This is a genomic window from Mesorhizobium sp. ESP-6-4 (assembly GCF_020164735.1).
Taxonomy (GTDB): domain Bacteria; phylum Pseudomonadota; class Alphaproteobacteria; order Rhizobiales; family Rhizobiaceae; genus Mesorhizobium.
In genome coordinates, this window is record NZ_JAIUGS010000004.1 from 179,276 (window position 1) to 196,522 (window position 17,247).

Here is a 17,247-nt window from a genome sequence, read left to right on the forward strand (position 1 = left end):
CCTTACTGCGCAGTTTGGGACGGTTGCTGCCTGTACTCGAAGATCGAGCGGAATATGCCCGGCGCCACCACCGATAGCGGATTGATGTTGAGCGTCGGCTTGTTGGCATTGCCGCGCAGCCGGTAGGTGACACCGATCAGGCCGCGGTCGCGCCCGTTGCCGAGCAGCGGCCCGAACAGCGGCAGCTCGCCGAAGATGCGGTTGAGGCCATAGACCGGCATGAAGGTGCCGGTCATGTCCATGTTGTTGTTGGGATCGTAAAGCGTGCCCTGGAAGGTCGTGCCGATGCGCGGGCCGCGCAGCAGGCCGTTCGCCAGTTTCAGATAGCCGGAGCCCTTGTCGATCTCGGCAAAGCCGCGCTCGAACTGCACCCTGGACGTGTCGATGTTGCTTTTGACGGCTTGGTTCAGGCTGCGTGTATCGCCAGCCGGCGTCGTCGACACGATCGAGGCCAGCTTGGGCTCGTTGACGACATAGAAGTTGCGGGCATCCACCTGTCCCTTCATCGGCCCGTCGCCGGCGCCCGAGAGCGACAGCGTGATCGCGCCGCCTTCCATATGCTCGTAGACATTGAGGAAACGCAGGATCGCGCCGGCATCGGCAGACTTCACCCTGAGCACGCGGCCGCCTTCGCTGGTGGTGTTGTTGATCGTGATCGCGGCGCCCGAGCTTGCCGCGGCGGTGACGTTTAGCCCATTCACCCGCGATCCGGCGGCGCTGTATTCGAGCTTGAGGTTGGAGAGCACCTCGTCATGAAAACCGGTCAGCGATGTCACATCGGCGCTCACCGAGATCGCGTCGCTGCCGGCGCCCTTCGTGGCTGTATCGACATCCGAGGTGAACTGTTTGATCAGCGAGCGGGCGTCGAGCGACGCGCCGCTGACATCGACAGCGTAGCTCTTGCCTGAACGCTTGACCGAAACGGCGATGTCGTCGCCTCTGTTCAACGCGACTTTGCTGAAGCGGGCCGCGGACAGCGAGCCGTTGACCAGCGTCACATTGCCGTCGATCGAGAAGCTTTTTCCGTCGAGAGCGAAATCGGTCAATGTGGTGGTGCTGCCGGACTTCGCCATGTCGAAAGCGACCTTGGCGGGAATGCCGGCGCCCTTGCTCCAGCCCGCCCACGGAATGTCGAGCCTGGCATTGGTCAGGTCCGCCGAAACCTGCTGGGCGCCCTCGCCGCTCTTGTCGATCGCCACCTTGATGGTTCCCGACAGCAGGGCCGACAGTCCAGGCATGCTGGCGTTGCGCGTCTTGTCGTCGAGGACCAGCGTAACCTTGCGGCTTCGCGCCGGCCCGTCGTCGGCGAGCGGCTCGACGAGATCGAGGTCGGCCGGAATGCCGTTGAGCTTGGCCTCGGCGGAAATCACCGCCTGCTTTGGCCCGACGGTGATCGAGCCATCGGCGTCGGTCACGGTCTGGTCCTCGAAAGGCTTCGCCAGCGACAGGTCCCGATAATCGAGCGAAACCAGCCAATCTAGCTTCGAGGTGTCCATGCCCTTGGTCAGCGGAATGTCCGCTCTGACATGGCCGGTGACGGTGCCGGACAGGTCTTCCGGTGCCAGTCCGACATGGCGCATGGCATTGATCGGCTCATAGGAGGCCAGTTCGGCGATCGCCGGCGCCTCGCCCGCCACGTCGATGTCGAGCCCCCCGATCACAATCGGTCGGTTTGCATTCTTGACCGTCAGCGTGCCGCCGCTTGCCGCCACAGTGCGGCCGCTCGGCATATAGACGCTGCCCGAGGAGAGCGCGATATCGACATCGTTACCATGGAACGCAACCGCGCCGACGGCGTCGCGGACCGGCGGGATGCGCCCGGCGGTATCGAAGCGCGACCCTTCGATCTGGAAACGGCCGAATACTTCATCGCCGGTAAGCGGCACGCCGTTGCCGAGGCGCCCCGGCGCGACCTGGAACTGCAGATTGGCGTCGGTCACCGTGCCGCCGAACAAGTTGCCCAGCACCCAAAGCCGCGCGTTGCGGGCCGAGAACCACGGCCACAATTGCTTGACATGCGAGACTGGCATGTCATGCACGTTGAGCGACAGCGATACCCCTGGCGGGCCGTGGTCGATGAAGGCGACGGTGGCCGCGCCCAGTACCTCGCCCGGTCCGCCGGAGCGCACGCCGATCTGCTCGGCAACGAGCTTGCGGCTCTTCGGCTGGTAGACACCGGCGATACGGGCCAGGAACTGAAGCGCCGGTTCCTGCGATTCCGAAGGCGCCAGCGTCGAGCCGTCGCTGGTGAGATCATAGCGGTAGGCGGGCTCCTCCCCCGCAGCTGCCGGCTTCGGCCCGATCGATCCGGCAAAGTTGAAGCTGGAGCGGCTGCTCCTGATCAGCAGCCGGTCGACCGAGATCTTGTTTGAACCGGCCACCAGCGTGGCATCGGCTTCGACATCGGTCGGCAGCAGCCCGCGCTCGCCCAGGTCGAGCACCGAACCGTTGAGGGAGAGCGAAGCCGCGAGGCGCGACGGGTTGTCGCCCGACGCTTCCGAGCCCGAAAGCTTCAATGCGATCGAACCCAGCTTGGCGCCATCGGCCGGGGCGGCCTCGGTCGAACTGCCCTTGCCGGGGGCGCCTTCTATCTCGAGATTGGCGTCCAGCGACGAAATGCGCCTTGCCGTCGCATCGCGCGTCGCCGAGGCGGTCAAAGTCGCGTGCCGGCCATCGACATCGGCATCGTAGGAAACCTGCATGCGTCCCGCGCCTGTCTGCGCGACGGTCGCCGAGGCGATGGTCACGCGCTTGACCGGTCCGGCGTCCGGCAGCTTGAACTCGACATTGCGCAGATCGATCTGTCGCATCGAGTCCTCGCGCACGGCATCAAGCGCGCCGTTGACGCCTGAAAACACCGCCGCCGACACTTTCTCCGGGTCGACAAGGCCATCCGCGTTGCGCAGCGCCGCCGTCAAGTCGCTGCCTCCGGAGGGCATGGCCCCCACCACGATATGGGCATCGGAAAATCTGGCGCTCGTCAGCCGGACGTCGCCCGAAAGCAGCGGCAGAAGGCGCATGCCGAAACGTACGCGTCCGATATCGGCCATCGGCTTGCCGTCGGCCGTCTTCAGGCTGACATCGTTCACCTGCAGGGCGACGAAGCTCGACCCGTCGAGCGTCAGCCGAGCCGGGCCGACGGCGACGTTGACATCGATGCCGGCCAGCTTCTCGATGGCTGTCTCCGCCTCAGTCCGCAGGCGCTCCGTGCCGATGCCGGAGGCGCCGAGGACATAGACACCCGCCGCCGCCAGAAGCATGAGCGCGCAAAACCCGGCAAACACCCGGCCGAGGACGCGGAAACGCCGCCGCACGGCTGCCCGGCCGAGCGGCGGCACGCTGCACGCGGACGGAAGCCTCGCCAGGTCGGTGATCTCGTCACGCCTGAACCTGATCTTCTCGTGCTGCGGTTCTTCCTGATCCAAGCAATATTCCGTTGTGACGAACTCGTCGTGGACGAATCCCCGCCTCACGTTATATCGATGATTTCCCGCGCGTAACCGCAAACAAGGGCATCGATATGGCTGACCTCGAGGTGGGCGACGCAGCGCCGCAATTCGATCTTCCGCGTGACGGCGGCGGCTCTCTCAGCCTCGCGGCGTTCCTGGGCAAGCCAGTGGTACTTTACTTCTATCCGCAAGACGACACCACAAGTTGCACCGCCGAGGCCATCAGCTTCTCGCAGTTGAAGCCGGAGTTCGAGAAGGCCGGTGCCGTGGTGATCGGGCTGTCGCCTGATAGCGCGAAGAAACACGACAAATTCAAGGCGAAGCACGATCTCACGGTCGATCTCATCGCTGACGAGGAGCGCAAAGTGATCGAGGCCTACCGTTTGTGGGTCGAAAAGACGATGTATGGGCGCAAATATATGGGTGTCGAGCGCGCCACCTTCCTGATCGGGAAGGACGGGCGGATCGCCCGTATCTGGCGCAAGGTTCGCGTCAAGGGCCATGCCGAGGCCGTGCTGGAAGCCGTTCGCGCGCTCTGAGCGTCGCCAAAGCCCGCCAAAGCAATCGACAATTATGGTCGTTACTCGTCAGATGCCTCAGGCTTCGGCTGCCGCCGCGTCCTCCAGGATTTCGAACGATGGCTCACCTGATCGGCCAGCGCGGCAAGATGGCCACGCAAGCCGCGCGCGCCCATCATGGACGACAGCGTGACTGATTGCGTGGCAAAGCGCCGCTTGAAATCCTCGCCGCCGCAGAGAAAATCAATCGTGGCAAGGCCGCGGTCGAACGACCATTGGATATAGTCCATCATCAGTACCATACCCGGCGAGGCGCGCTCGTATTCGGGATCATAGGTGGTGACGAAAGCCATCATCGTGCCGTGCTGCTCGAAATTGATCGAGACGGCGACGATCGTGTCGTCAAGCTCCAGCACGAAGATGCGCAACAGCCCGAGGTCGGCCAGCACCGAAATAAGCGCGGCAAGAACCGGCGAGCCCTTGTCGAACAGATCCGAGGCACGACCATGGCGGGCGAGCCAGAGGCGTTTCAACGTCGCGACGCGCTCGAGCACCGGTTCGCGCGGGTCCTCCGCATCCAGCAGCCGGAAACGCAATGCACCGCTTTCTTCCATGAACTTGCGGCCGCGACGATAGTTCTGCCGGCCCTTCTTGGACAACGTCTCGAACCATTGCGCCCCACACTGCCAAGAGCCGGCGACACGATAGCTGAGTTCAGTGCGGTGGTTGGGCCGAAGCGCCTCGCCGTGAGCCGGTTTCAGCAGGGCATGAACACCGGCATCCGGCAGCAGGCGGTTGAGATAGATCAGGTCGAAGCCACCGTGGTCAAAAACATACTGCCAGAGGCGGGAGATCGCCCGCGGGTCGCTGTCAGGTGCAACCAGCGCGTCGCCATAGTCACTGTGATCCTTCGCCGCCCATTCGAGGATGCGGATGCCGGAACGCCTGAAGGTCGCGAGCGCTATCACCCCATCGAGCCGGTCGCCGTTCCAGGCGAGCCCAATCCTGAGCGCGCGCCGCTCCTGCTGCGGGGTGGTGCGCCACCAAGCCGCGATCCAGTCCGGGTGCTGGAAGACAAGCCCGCCAGCCCGCTGCCAGAGCGCGGCCCAGGCCGGTGCGATCTCGGCCAGGCGGGCCGCCGTTGTCACGACTTCGAAGGTGCGTGTCCGCGGGATTGCGAGCACAACGGGAGCGTTCATGGCCGTGTCCCCTCCGAGGCTCGCGAGGCGCGTGACCGTGGCCTTCCGGGCCGGATGCGCTTGGCGATATGTCCCCACATCCGCTTCAGCGGCATGACGTAAAGGCCTGCGAGCGACTGATAGTCGCGCACATCGCGGTCGACCAGCCCGAACTTGAAGTCCTCGTCGGGCCTCGGCACACACAATGTTCCGAAGAGCCGGTCCCAGAACGAGAAGAGCAGCCCGAAGTTCTTGTCGTAGTGGCGCGGATCGACGCTGTGATGCAGCTGATGCCAGTGAGGACACAGGATCAAGTTGTTGAGCGGGCCGAACGAGATCTTGAAATGCGTGTGCCTGACGAAATCCATCATCAGGATGTTACGCATGACATAGACGTTGACGCCAAAAACGGTCAGTTCGACAAGGTTCAGCGAAATCAGCGACCAGATGCCGAAGCAGAGCCCCACGACGATGCCGTCCCAAGCTCGGTTCATCAACTCGTCGAGCGGATGGACCCGGTCCTTGGTGATCCCGACCATCACCTCGGCCGAGTGATGCACCTTGTGCAGTTCCCAAAGCAGCGGATAGCGATGCTGGGCGACATGATAGAGGTAATAGGAAATGTCGTAGGCGAGGAGCATGCTGACGGTGAAGATCAGAACCGTCACCGGCCCTGCCGGCCCCTCGGTCAGAGGCGGCTGGAAGTGGAACAGTGTCGAAAACAGCCAGTTGGTCCCGTACCCCACCACCGTGACGAAGACGATTCCGGCGGGCAGCATCAGGAAAGGCATCAGGGCCTTCTTCGTGATCCAGAACAGCAGGTCGGCCTTCGCGGAAGGATGGGTGATGACCTCACGCGGGATGGCGAACTCGAAAAACTCCTTCCAGCTCTTCTCCTCGACCGCGCGCCAATAGGCCACAAGCGCGCTGACAAAGGCAGTCAGCAGCAAAAGCCCGGTCGCCAGCAGACTGGTGCCCGAAATCTTGTCGAGGATCTTGCCAACCAGATCGCCCAGCATTCCCACCGCCACGTTGAATCCCAAATACCAACACGCCTTTACTCTAAAAACGTCAACTAAACGCAATCGAAGACAGTTAAGAAACCCGAGCCTTGCTCTGCGAGCTCCAGGCTGCTCCTGGCAGAACTTTGGTGCTCATCGCCAACGCGACATGGCGTCCGCGTCCTAAAGATTTTCGCGCAACCTCGTGCCCGCACTGCGTGCATCCGGCGCCGCGCGGTCGACACGGCAAGCCTTTGTTAACCCTAATAATGTGTAATCAGGCTTGTCGTTGGTCCGTAACGAAAGCTTGGTCCCCGTGAAACCAACCGGTCAGTCAGCTGTCTTCGGCAGGCGTAAGGAACCGCACACGGTCATCATCGCCCGGGGCGACGAGATCAGGCATTTCACCATCCGCCCCTGGGTCGCGGCCTTCATCGGCTCGGCTCTGGCGGCGATCGCCATCGGCTATCTGCTCGCGACTTCCTATCTGGTGCTGCGCGACGACCTGATCGGCGCCACGACGGCAAGGCAGGCGCGCATGCAGCAGGCCTATGAGGACCGCATCTCGGCCCTTCGTGCCCAGGTCGACCGCATCACCAGCCGCCAGCTTCTCGATCAGCAGCTGATGGAGACCAAGGTCAGCGAGCTGCTGGCCAGGCAGACCCAGCTCAGCGAGCGGCACGGACGGCTCGGGCCGATCCTCGAGCGCGCCGAGAACGAGGTCGGCGACATGCCCGCGACGGGCTCAACGGCACCCAAGCCCGACGAGCACGCCGAGGTCACCGGCAGCCTTTCGCAGGCGCCGACCTATTCCGTCGCATCCTTGGACGCCGGCGATACAAGGTCCTTCTCGCTCTGGTCGACACGGTCCGATCCGCTTGACGGCGAAACGGCGGCCGATCGCGCCGACAAGCTGTTCGTCTCGATCAATGCCTCGTTGAAGGCCATCGAGGGCCAGCAGCTTTCGCGCATCGCCACGCTTGCCGACAATGCCTACAAGAATGCCGATGCCATAGCCCAGGCACTGGAAGCGGCTGGCCTGCCGGTCGACGGCGAACTGAACAAGAGCGATGTCGGCGGCCCGCTGGTTCCGCTTGATCCCTCCACGGGTTTCGACAGCAAGGTCAAGGAGTTGGACGAGGCGCTCGATGCGCTCGACCAGGTCAAGAAAGAGGCGCGCAAGCTGCCGCTCGCCAATCCCGCCCCGGGTCGCACGGTGACCAGCCCCTTCGGCGTGCGCACCGATCCGATCCTGGGCAGCGCCGCCCTGCATACGGGAATGGATTTCAGGGCGCCGATCGGCATGCCGGCCAAGGTCACCGCCGCCGGCGTCGTCACAAGAGCCGGCTGGGCCGGCGGCTACGGCCGCATGGTCGAGGTCGACCACGGCAACGGCTTTGCCACACGCTACGGACATCTGAGCGAGATCGATGTGAGTGTCGGCCAGAAGCTCGCCGCCGGCGACGTCATCGGCAAGACCGGCAGCAGCGGCCGCTCGACGGGTCCGCACCTGCACTATGAAGTGCGCCACGATGGCGAAGCGGTCGACCCGCTGCGCTTCCTCACCGTTGGCAAGAAGGTCGCGCAGTACCTTTGACCGGCTGATCCAAACCGGCGCCGTGCCCGATCTCGATCATCCGATCGACAATCCCGGCGTCGATATCGGCCGCGGCTCGCGCCGGCCAGTCAGGCTTTGACATGGATATCCCGCGGGAATCTCGTCAGCGTCTCGTTGCCGGCATCGGTCACCAGAATGGTTTCGCTGATCTCGATGCCCCAGCCGTCCATCCACATGCCCAGGATGGAATGAACGACATTGCCGGGCTGGAGCACCGTCTTGTCGCCCGGTCTCAGGCTGATCGTATGCTCGCCCCAATCCGGCGGATAGGCGAGGCCGATGGAATAGCCGATACGCGATTCCTTCTTCAGCCCGTGGCGCTCTATGACCTTGCGCCATGCGGCTTCGACCGCTTCGGCGGTCGTTCCCGGACGTGCGGTTTCGAGCACCGCATCCATGCCCTCGATCACCGCCTTTGCCGTGTCTGCGACGCGAGCCGGCGTCTTGCCGAGTTGCATCGTCCTGGCGAGCCCCGCCGCATAGCGACGGCAGACGCCGGCAAGCTCGAGCGCGATCGTTTCGTCCTTCCCGAACCGCCTGTCGCTCCACATGATGTGCGGCGCGGACGCGTTTTCGCCGCCGAGGATCGTCGGCGGCAGCGCCGTGATGTCGCCGGCGAAATCCGGGCTGCCGGCGATCTGCGCCGCCTGGATGGAAGCAATCGCGTCGCATTCACGCATGCCCGGCGCGATGACTTCGTAGGCCCGCGCGACCGCCGCCTCGGCCAGCCTTGATGCGTTGCGCAGATAGGCGATTTCCGGCGCCGACTTCACCGCGCGGATCCAGTTCACGAGCAGATCGGCATCGTGCCATTTCGCATTGGGCAGCCCGGCGACGAGCCGTGCATGGGCCTTCGGCGAGAAATAATAGGCTTCGAGCTCGACGCCGATGTTGCGGCTGCCCCAGCCTTTGGCGACGATCCAGGCCGCGATCCAGTCCATGGGATGACGATCGGCGCGCTGAACGTGGTCCTCCGGAAATCCGATCACGTTTTCCGGCTTCATCCAGGCCGTCAGCAACCCGCCGGCCGCATCCATGGCGCGGCCGATCCAGACCGGCTCGGCGTCCTCGATCGGCACGAGCACCACCTGGGGCGTGTAGAACGACCAGCCGTCATAACCGGTGATGTAATGCTGGTTGGCGACGTCGTTGACGATCAGGAGTTCGATGCCGCGCTTGGCCATCTCGGCGCGGATTTTTCCGAGCCGCTGCTGGTATTCTTCGCGGGCAAAAGGCAGTTCAATCATCTTTTCTCCTCACCGGCTCGATCTGGTCGGGACGAAGCCCTGTCGTCCACCATTGCGGTGGTTTTGACCGGCGACAATCGGCCAGGACGATGCATGGGCAGGGCCTAGCCGAACGGGGGAGCGATTGACTCGAAGCAAGTTGTAGGATGATATGTATCACCCGATATCCAGACATGAACCTTGATGACCGTTCATCGCCTCTCGCCGGAAATCCTCAGCGCCATGGAAGGTGCCGTCGGCCGAAACGGCATTGCCGTCGAGCCGGCTGGAATGGCGAAATATCTGGGCGACTGGGCGGGCGACTATCAGGGTGACGCTCTTGCCGTGCTGCGACCTGGTTCGGTAGCCGAGGTGCAGGCGCTGATGCGCCTGTGCAATGAGCTCGGACTCGGCGTCGTTCCACAGGGCGGCAACACCGGCCTGGTGTCAGGCGCGATCGACAGCAAAGGCGGCGGCCTGGTTGTCTTAAGCCTGGAGCGGCTGAACGCCATCCGGCAGATCGATGCGGATAATTTCACGCTGCGTGCTGATGCAGGCTGCGTGCTGCAGACGATCAAGGACGCCTGCGAGGCGCGGGATTGCCTTTTCCCGCTCGCGCTCGGTGCGCAAGGCAGCTGCCAGATCGGCGGCAATGCGGCCACCAACGCCGGCGGCGTCAACGTGCTGCGCTACGGCATGGCGCGCGACCTGATCCTGGGCCTCGAAGTGGTGCTGGCGGATAGCGAGCTGTGGAACGGCTTCTCCGGTCTGCGCAAGAACAACAGCGGCTATGATTTGAAGCAGCTTTTCATCGGCTCGGAAGGCACGCTGGGGATCATCACCGGTGTCGAGGTCAAGCTGTTTCCGAAGCCGGCCAAGACAGAGACCGCCTATCTCGGCCTGGCCTCGTTCGAAGCGGCCGTCACGCTCTTCAACCGGGCACGCCGCGACTGTTCGGACCTGATCTCCGCTTTCGAGATCATCGGCGCCGAATGCATCGAGCTTGCCCGGCTGGTCGACCCCACGACGAGAGCGCCGGTCCCGGCACCCGTCCAGGTGCTGATCGAATTGTCGTCCAGCGCCGCCATCGATCTCAACGGCCTGCTGGCCGGGTTCCTCGGCGATGCGGTGGAGAGCGGCCTTGTGACCGACGCGGTTCTCGCCGCGAGCACCGCGCAGGCCAGGAGATTTTGGGCGATCCGCGAAGGCCTGGTCGAAGGCCAGGCCAAGCGCGGCTATCATGTGCGCACCGATCTGTCGGTGAAGATTTCCGATATCCCGGCCCTGATCAAGCAGGCCCGCCGCTTCGTCGCAAACGATCATCCCGGCTGGATTCCCCTCGCCTACGGCCACGCCGGCGACGGCAACATCCATTTCAACGTGCTGCCGCCGGCCGAACTTGCCGAGCACGAGGCTCGTGCGCGTGGTGCCGAGGTCGTCGCCGGGCTCTATGAAATCGCCGCCGGCCTCGGCGGCTCGATCAGCGCGGAGCACGGCATCGGCCGCAGCCGCCGCAAGGAGTTCTGGGCCGGACTATCGCCGACGCATCGCCGCATGGTCGCGGCGCTGAAGAATGCCCTCGACCCCAAGGGCCTGATGAATCCCGGCTGTCTGTTGCCCGCGACGGAGACTTTTCCATGAAGCAGAGACTGGCCGCCATCGGCACCGTCGAGACATTGCCGCATCGGGTCGCGGCCTTCCTCAGCCGCGAGATCGAGTCCGGCGAATTGAACCCCGGCGCGCGCCTGCCGACCGAGCAGGAACTGTCCGAAAAATTCGGCGTCAGCCGCAACGTGGTGCGTGAGGCGATCGCCCAGCTCAGGGCCGACGGCATGATCGAGGCGCGGCAAGGCATCGGCGCTTTCGTGCTGGCGCCCGAGCAGCGAGCGGCGATCCGCATCGACCGCGAGGCGCTCAAGGACACGCACAACATGGAGCGGCTGTTCGAGCTGCGCTGCATCCTCGAGGCCGAATCGGCAGCGCTTGCCGCGGCGCGGCGCAATCAGGGCCATCTCGATTCGATCAAGGCTGCGCTCGACCGCATGGGCGGCGAGGAGCGTTGGGAAGAAGGCAGCATCGACGCCGATCTGCTCTTCCACCGTGAGATCGCGCGCGCCACCGGCAACAGCTACATCCACACCTTCATCTCGTTCGTCTGCGAGCAGATCCGCCACTCGATCCACTACGCGCGCATGACCAATCCGCTGCACGATCTCGTCGAGATCAATGTCGGCGAGCATGTGCGTATCTATGAGGCTCTGGTGGCGGGCGATCCGGCGGCGGCGGAAGCGGCGATGCGGGCGCACATCGTCGGCGCCGCCAACCGCGTCGGCGTCAAGCTGCCGCTCTCGAAAGCCAACGGAGCGAAATAGCCATGCCGGCGAGCGTCACCCGCATCTCCGATGTCTGCCTGCTGGTCGAAAACATCGAAAGGACGGTCGAGTTCTACGTTGAAAAGCTCGGCTTCCGCCTGCGCCGCCGCGCTGAAGGCTTTGCCGATTTCCATGGCGAGGGCGTGACGCTCGCCGCTTGGGAGCTCGACCACATCAACCGGCATACGGGCGTGTCCAACCTGAGATCGCCGCGCCATGCGCACAAGGTCTGCGTCGCCGTGCAGCTCGACACGCCGGCCGATATCGACCGGCTGTATGGCGAACTCAGCGCCAAGGGCGTGCCCTTCTACGGCCCGCCCGAAAACTACGTCTGGAACGCGCGCTGCGCCTATTTCACGGACCCGGACGACACGCTTTGGGAGCTTTACGCCTGGCTCGACGGCGGCCCTGGCGACTACCACGACGAACAGCCGTAGACGACGCCGAGCCGAAGGGAACGGCGCCTGGAGAAGAGACGAGAAAAGTCTGCAACAGGAGCGAAAAATGAGTGGGAACAGGGACTTCGAATTGAATCGCCGCGCTTTCGTGAAAGGCGGCATGGCTGCCGTGGCGGCCGTATCTGCCGGCATGCAGCTGGTGCTGACGCCCGGCGCCAAGGCCGCCGGCAAGGTCGTCATCCAGTATGACTGGCTGATGTCCAACGGCCAGATCGGCGACATCGCGGCCGTCGCCAATGGCTACTTCAAGGACGCCGGGCTCGAGGTCGAGTTCAGCCCCGGCGGTCCGAATGCGTCGACCGTGCCGCCGGTGATCTCGGGCGCCGCGCAGCTTGGCCAGTTCTCGGAAACGCCGCAGCTCTATTCGGCCCGCGCCAGCGGCGTGCCGATCAGGATCATCGCCTGCGGCTTCCGCACCGGTCCTTATGCATTGACGTCCAAGCCCGCAAAACCGATTCGCGGCGTCGCCGATCTCAAGGGCCAGAAGATCGGCATCCAGCCGACGGCGCGCTTCGTCATCGACGAGATCCTGGCCAAGAACGGCATCGATCCGTCGGAGGTGACCATCGTCAATGTCGGCTTCGACAAGGCGCCGCTGGTTCGCGGCGATGTCGACGCGATCGGCGGCTGGATTACCAACACGCAGGCGCTCAGCGTCGTCGGCGACGACCGCATCGACCTCTTGACGCGTGACCTCGGGCTGAGCTCCTACGCCGATGTCTATTTCGCGACCGACGCGGCAATCGAAAAGGATCCTGAGACGCTGGCGAAGTTCATCGGCGCCGTCGGCAAAGGCTGGGGCTGGGTCCACGCCAACCCGCAGGAGGCGGTCAAGAAGATGGTCGCCGCTTATCCCGAAATGGATCTCGGCTGGGAGGAAAAGACCGTCAATCTGGTGCTGAAACTCTCCTTCGACGGCGCAACCGCCAAGGATGGCTGGGGTACGTTCGACCCGGCCTCGATCGAGGAGCAATTGGCGCTGCTCGACAAGGTTGGCCAATATCCGAACGGCCGCCCGGCGACCGCCGATGTCTACACCACCAAGATACTCGAACTCTCGGCCGCCGACCGGCCCAAGCTCGACGCGCCCGCCGCGTGATGCCGGACGCGATCGAAGCGCGACAGCTGGATGTCGGCTATGGCGGCGGCCGGCAGACAGCCGTCAAAGTGCTCGCCGGCCTCGACCTCACCGTCGCGGCCGGTTCCTTCCTGTCGATCCTGGGGCCGTCCGGCTGCGGCAAGTCGACCTTGCTCAGAGTGGTGGCCGACCTGCTCGACCCGCTTGGCGGCTCGATCAGCGTGCTGGGCGAAACGCCGCATACGGTGCGCTCGCGCCGCGATGTCGGCTTCGTGTTCCAGGATTCGACCCTCCTTCCCTGGCGCACGGTGCGCGACAATGTGCGCCTGCCGCTCGGCGTCGGTCAGGGCAGCCTGACGCGCAAGATCGAGGATCGCAGCACGGAACTGCTGGAATTGATGGGGCTCGGCGGCCTCAGTGAGCGCCTGCCGCATCAGCTCTCCGGCGGCCAGCGCCAACGCGTGGCGATCGCGCGTGCCTTGCTCGGTGAGCCCAAGTTGCTTTTGATGGACGAACCCTTCGGCGCGCTCGACGAGATCACGCGCGACCGGTTGAACGACGAACTGCTGGCGCTTTGGCGGCGCAGCGGCACGACTATTCTTTTTGTCACGCATTCGATCGCCGAAGCCGCCTATCTCGGCGAGCGCGTCATCGTGCTGGCCGCCAATCCTGGGCGCGTCGTCAAGGACCTCGACATGCGGCCCTTCAAGCGGGAGGGCAACCGCTGCAAGCGCGAGGATCCGGCGATCGTCGCCGCCATGGCGGACCTGCGCGTCGCGCTGGAGCGCGCATCGTGAGACAGGCGCCGCTCTCCCCGCAAATGACGGTCGCGCTTCCCATCCTGGGCGCGGCTTCGATCCTGCTTGCCTGGCAATATCTTTTGCCGTTGCTCGGCGTGCCGGCCTATATCGTGCCGACGCCGACAGCGATCTTCGGCGTGTTCCAAAAGAATTTTGCGCTCCTCATCGACAATCTGAGGCCGACGCTGATCGAGGCGCTGGCCGGCTTCGTCATCGGCAATTTCGCCGCCGTGCTGCTCGCCGTGCTCTTCGTCCACAGCCGCGTCCTGCAAGCCGCCTATTTCCCGATCGTGCTCTTCTTCAACACCATTCCGATCCTGGCGCTGTCGCCGATCATCATCCTGATCTTCGGACTCGGCATGACGCCGAAGATCGTGATTGCCGCGGTAATCTGCTTCTTCCCGACGCTGGTGAACATGATCCGCGGCCTCGATTCGGCGAGCGACAACGAGCACGAGCTGTTCCGCGTGCTGTCAGCGACACACTCGGAGATTTTCTGGAGCCTGCGTCTGCCCCGTGCCCTGCCGATGCTGTTCTCTTCGCTGAGGATCGCGTCGGCCACCGCCGTGATCGGCGCCATCGTCGGCGAGTGGATCGGCTCGGACAAAGGGCTCGGCGCGCTGATCATTCAGGCGACCTTCAACTATCAGTCCGATCGGCTTTATGCGGCGATCGTGCTGTCGTCGTCGCTGTCGATCGCGTTGTTTTGCCTCGTCGTCCTGATCGAGCGGCGAATCATCAAATATTGAGCAAGACGGCGGCCCCCGCGCCGTGTGCTCACGCATCGAGATAGGAACATCCTCCCGAGCAGGCATTCATCGCGCATTTATTCGGCCTGCGGTAGGATGCCGGCGTGCAACCAAACCGGGAGACAATTCGTGTCAAAAGCTTTTCACGTCTCGATCCGAACGATGCTGGCCTTCATATGTCTGGCCGGGCTGGTCGCCGTGGCGTCCGCCCTTTTCCCCGCCTCCGCCTCGGCGCAGCAACTGCGGCGATGCGCCAATGAAGGCGGCATATGCCGCTTGCCCTACCCCACCCAGGTGATCTACGGCGCCCGAGGCCGAACCACCGCACGGTTTTTCGACCGTCGGGCTGTGCCCTGCTCGAACCGCCTGTTTGGCGACCCTGCTCCCGGCCGCGAAAAGGCCTGTTATTTCGTGGCGCGAGGTGGCGGCGGCTATGGCGATGACGACGACTACGGGGACGACGATTACGGCTCACGCCCCTACCGTGGCGAATGGGTCGCCTGCGCCAGGGAGGGTGAGTTCTGCGATTTCAGCGGCCGCGCGATGGTCAGATACGGCGCACGCGGCCAGTACACGCAGGATGTTTTCAGGAACGGCGTCAGATGCGGCAACGACGCCTTCGGCGATGACCCCGCTCCTGGCGCTCACAAGCGCTGCTACGTCAGGCAGTAGCCGTGCCTGAACCCGGCGCGCAATAAGGTGGCGGCCCAAGCAAGGGCCGTCGCCGCATTCTGCTTCAGCTTGTCCGGCAGGCTGGTGGGCGATGACGGGCTCGAACCGCCGACATCTTCGGTGTAAACGAAGCGCTCTACCAACTGAGCTAATCGCCCGCTTGAGCGCGGACCTTTAAGCAGTTAGGGCCGTATTCGCAAGGCTAAATGAACAGACGGCGCACCCGTCGGGGCGCGGATTTCGCCAGCCTCGGCGCCGCTGTCAAAAAACCTTCTCCTGATTGCTATAATGCTTGAATGCCGCGCTTGACACCCGCAGGCGAACCCCTTATCCACCGCCCCAACGACGAACACGCCTGACACGTGCTCGTCAAGTGCGCGGGTGTAGCTCAGTCGGTTAGAGTGCCGGCCTGTCACGCCGGAGGTCGCGGGTTCGAGCCCCGTCACTCGCGCCATTTAACTTCCTGAAATCTATGTGTTTTTTCCAATTTCTGAGCGAAGCCTGGGCGGGACTGTCCGTCCATGTAAGCACCATGTAAGCGATCTCACTGGCGGAGGTAGCGTGGCCGATATAAAAGTCCCTTTCACCACTAAGCAAGGCAAGCAGGTCCTTATCGTCTTCGACGACATGGGCGAGCGAGTCGCGATCTATGCGAAGGTGAACGGAAGCGACCAACAAGTCGGCACGTTCGAATTTGATCATAGTCCCGAGGGTGATGGCCTTCTCATGACGTTGGCCGACATCAATCCAGACTATAAGAGGCAGGGCGTCGGTCAGAAGGTACTTGAAGAAGTCACGAGGCAAACCGGGCAAGAAATTTGGGCTCGCGACTTCGACGGCATAAAGCGTGATGACGGCAGCCATCTGACCGGCGACGCTCCGCCTTTCGTGCAAGCGATGAAAGAAAAGGGGCTGATCCTAAAATCAGCCGCCGATTACCCAGATCCTCCCCACGATGACTATGACAGATAGCCCGGCCGCCGAGCAGCCGGGCCTTGCATACGGAGGCGCTCAGACGTTGTTCGCGGCGGCGACCATATAGCGCGCAAGCGAGAGTTCAAGTAAGTCGGCCATGTTTCTCAGACGATCGCGCACTCCAATTAGCCCGTCACCGTAACATACAGCTAGCGATCCGCCCTCCGACTTTTTCCCTTGTCCATCGCGGCGACCGTTTCGATTAACTCGGGCTTGGACTGCCTCAAACTGGATGCTGCCAGACGGATCGTTATCAGGCAGTTATGCCACTCTTCGTTTGTTGGAAGCCCCCCCGCCAACTCTCGGTAGAGGTCTCCCGAAAGAGGCTCCCATTCGCCAGCCGCCAACACGGAAAAATCCTCATCACTCTCACCGGCGGTCTCCGCCGGGGGCTCTCGGTTCGCAAGGCGCCGAACGTCTTCCGCTACTGAAGCGTGCGCGTCGTTTGCGTTGGCATAATCCTGAAGCCGAAGCCTCTCGCCCGCCCTCAGCTTCACCATCATGCCGTCAATGGTATAAGCCGGGACGGCGAAGATCCTCATTCCCCTCTCCCATTCTTCGGCACAGGCGGCCTCGAACTCTTTCTCGCCAGCGTCATAGCCGAGGAAACGAAGCTGCTCGTCGTGCCTCTCGCGGTATGCGTCCCATTCGGCCTTCACCAAGACGCGCTGCTGGTCCACCTTCTCTTGCCATGCCTCCACCGGAGCTGGGCGCGGCCACTTGCCGTCCTTCACGTCTGCGACCGTAGCCTTATCCAGTGCTGCACGGTTCATTTCCGAGAGGTCTTCTGGCATTTGTGGTGCCTTCCAGTCCATCGGATGAAGCGGACGCGGCCCGGCGTCCTTCTCGGCTTTCTTACTTTTGCGCGCCTGGGATCGTTCGATTTTCTTCAGCCGCGCATGCGCGACATCCAACTCTTTGTCGAGCCGGAACAATTCGGCGTCAGGATGCCCTTGCCACTCTGCGTCGTTCGTCTCCTCTGCAGGAGCCAGACGCGAAGCCGCTGCAGCGGTCGCCAACGCAGCCGTAGCTGCAGCCGAGGATGCAAGAATTGCGCGACGATCGACATGCTGGTTCATGAAACTCTCCTGTGCAAACCGTTCGGATGTGTTTTCCGCAAGCGCATGCGAGAACAGTCGCAGTTTACGAAAGA

15 protein-coding genes and 2 tRNA genes are annotated in these 17,247 nt (G+C 63.6%); 11 read left to right on the forward strand and 6 right to left on the reverse strand.

Annotation, left to right across the window (positions count from 1 at the left end; translation table 11 throughout):
• Nucleotides 1-2 precede the first annotated feature (2 nt).
• Nucleotides 3-3,425 (reverse strand): DUF3971 domain-containing protein, encoded by a 3,423-nt coding sequence (locus LB523_RS10430; RefSeq protein WP_224602567.1) that lies wholly within the window; start codon nt 3,423-3,425, stop codon nt 3-5.
• 95 nt (nt 3,426-3,520) lie between these two features.
• On the opposite strand from LB523_RS10430, the gene LB523_RS10435 reads away from it, so the two are divergent.
• Nucleotides 3,521-3,988 carry a peroxiredoxin gene (locus LB523_RS10435; RefSeq protein WP_140840217.1) on the forward strand — a complete coding sequence of 156 codons (468 nt, stop codon included), beginning with the start codon at nt 3,521-3,523 and terminating at the stop codon, nt 3,986-3,988.
• 41 nt (nt 3,989-4,029) lie between these two features.
• Here LB523_RS10435 and LB523_RS10440 read toward each other — a convergent pair whose 3' ends face one another.
• A complete protein-coding gene (locus LB523_RS10440; RefSeq protein WP_224602568.1) occupies nt 4,030-5,166 on the reverse strand; it encodes a GNAT family N-acetyltransferase in 1,137 nt (378 codons plus the stop codon).
• On the reverse strand, nt 5,163-6,164 hold the full coding sequence (locus LB523_RS10445) for a sterol desaturase family protein (protein WP_224602569.1): 1,002 nt from the start codon (nt 6,162-6,164) through the stop codon (nt 5,163-5,165). Before LB523_RS10445 ends, LB523_RS10440 begins: the two co-directional genes overlap by 4 nt.
• A 298-nt stretch (nt 6,165-6,462) precedes the next feature.
• On the opposite strand from LB523_RS10445, the gene LB523_RS10450 reads away from it, so the two are divergent.
• Nucleotides 6,463-7,743, forward strand: coding sequence for a M23 family metallopeptidase (locus LB523_RS10450; protein WP_224602570.1), 1,281 nt, complete (start codon nt 6,463-6,465; stop codon nt 7,741-7,743).
• A gap of 89 nt (nt 7,744-7,832) precedes the next feature.
• On the opposite strand, the gene LB523_RS10455 is transcribed toward LB523_RS10450, so the two are convergent.
• Nucleotides 7,833-9,011, reverse strand: a complete 1,179-nt coding sequence (locus tag LB523_RS10455; RefSeq protein WP_224602571.1) for a M24 family metallopeptidase — start codon at nt 9,009-9,011, stop codon at nt 7,833-7,835.
• 183 nt (nt 9,012-9,194) lie between these two features.
• Here LB523_RS10455 and LB523_RS10460 point away from each other — a divergent pair, with 183 nt between their 5' ends.
• The 7 genes from LB523_RS10460 to LB523_RS10490 all read left to right on the forward strand — a co-directional run bounded on the left by LB523_RS10460 (nt 9,195) and on the right by LB523_RS10490 (nt 15,119).
• Nucleotides 9,195-10,631, forward strand: a complete 1,437-nt coding sequence (locus tag LB523_RS10460) for an FAD-binding oxidoreductase (protein WP_224602573.1) — start codon at nt 9,195-9,197, stop codon at nt 10,629-10,631.
• Nucleotides 10,628-11,362 carry a FadR/GntR family transcriptional regulator gene (locus tag LB523_RS10465; RefSeq protein ID WP_140840225.1) on the forward strand — a complete coding sequence of 245 codons (735 nt, stop codon included), beginning with the start codon at nt 10,628-10,630 and terminating at the stop codon, nt 11,360-11,362. The genes LB523_RS10460 and LB523_RS10465 overlap by 4 nt, the downstream gene beginning before the upstream one ends.
• 2 nt (nt 11,363-11,364) lie before the next feature.
• A complete protein-coding gene (locus tag LB523_RS10470) occupies nt 11,365-11,799 on the forward strand; it encodes a VOC family protein (protein ID WP_224602575.1) in 435 nt (144 codons plus the stop codon).
• A gap of 67 nt (nt 11,800-11,866) precedes the next feature.
• Complete coding sequence (locus tag LB523_RS10475) at nt 11,867-12,919, forward strand: ABC transporter substrate-binding protein (RefSeq protein ID WP_224602577.1); 1,053 nt, start codon at nt 11,867-11,869, stop codon at nt 12,917-12,919.
• Nucleotides 12,919-13,695 carry an ABC transporter ATP-binding protein gene (locus LB523_RS10480; RefSeq protein WP_224602579.1) on the forward strand — a complete coding sequence of 259 codons (777 nt, stop codon included), beginning with the start codon at nt 12,919-12,921 and terminating at the stop codon, nt 13,693-13,695. Before LB523_RS10475 ends, LB523_RS10480 begins: the two co-directional genes overlap by 1 nt.
• Nucleotides 13,692-14,447: an ABC transporter permease gene (locus LB523_RS10485; RefSeq protein WP_140840231.1), complete on the forward strand. Its 756-nt coding sequence runs from the start codon at nt 13,692-13,694 to the stop codon at nt 14,445-14,447. Before LB523_RS10480 ends, LB523_RS10485 begins: the two co-directional genes overlap by 4 nt.
• A 129-nt stretch (nt 14,448-14,576) precedes the next feature.
• A complete protein-coding gene (locus LB523_RS10490) occupies nt 14,577-15,119 on the forward strand; it encodes a hypothetical protein (RefSeq protein ID WP_095765589.1) in 543 nt (180 codons plus the stop codon).
• An 82-nt stretch (nt 15,120-15,201) separates the two neighbouring features.
• On the opposite strand, the gene LB523_RS10495 is transcribed toward LB523_RS10490, so the two are convergent.
• A tRNA-Val gene (locus LB523_RS10495) sits at nt 15,202-15,277 on the reverse strand.
• A gap of 219 nt (nt 15,278-15,496) precedes the next feature.
• Here LB523_RS10495 and LB523_RS10500 point away from each other — a divergent pair.
• Both LB523_RS10500 and LB523_RS10505 read left to right on the forward strand, forming a co-directional pair.
• Nucleotides 15,497-15,573 (forward strand) — tRNA-Asp (locus tag LB523_RS10500).
• A gap of 107 nt (nt 15,574-15,680) precedes the next feature.
• Nucleotides 15,681-16,091, forward strand: a complete 411-nt coding sequence (locus LB523_RS10505) for a hypothetical protein (RefSeq protein ID WP_224602581.1) — start codon at nt 15,681-15,683, stop codon at nt 16,089-16,091.
• Nucleotides 16,092-16,243: 152 nt separating this feature from the next.
• Here LB523_RS10505 and LB523_RS10510 read toward each other — a convergent pair whose 3' ends face one another.
• Complete coding sequence (locus LB523_RS10510) at nt 16,244-17,173, reverse strand: hypothetical protein (RefSeq protein WP_224602583.1); 930 nt, start codon at nt 17,171-17,173, stop codon at nt 16,244-16,246.
• Between the last annotated feature and the right edge of the window lie 74 nt (nt 17,174-17,247).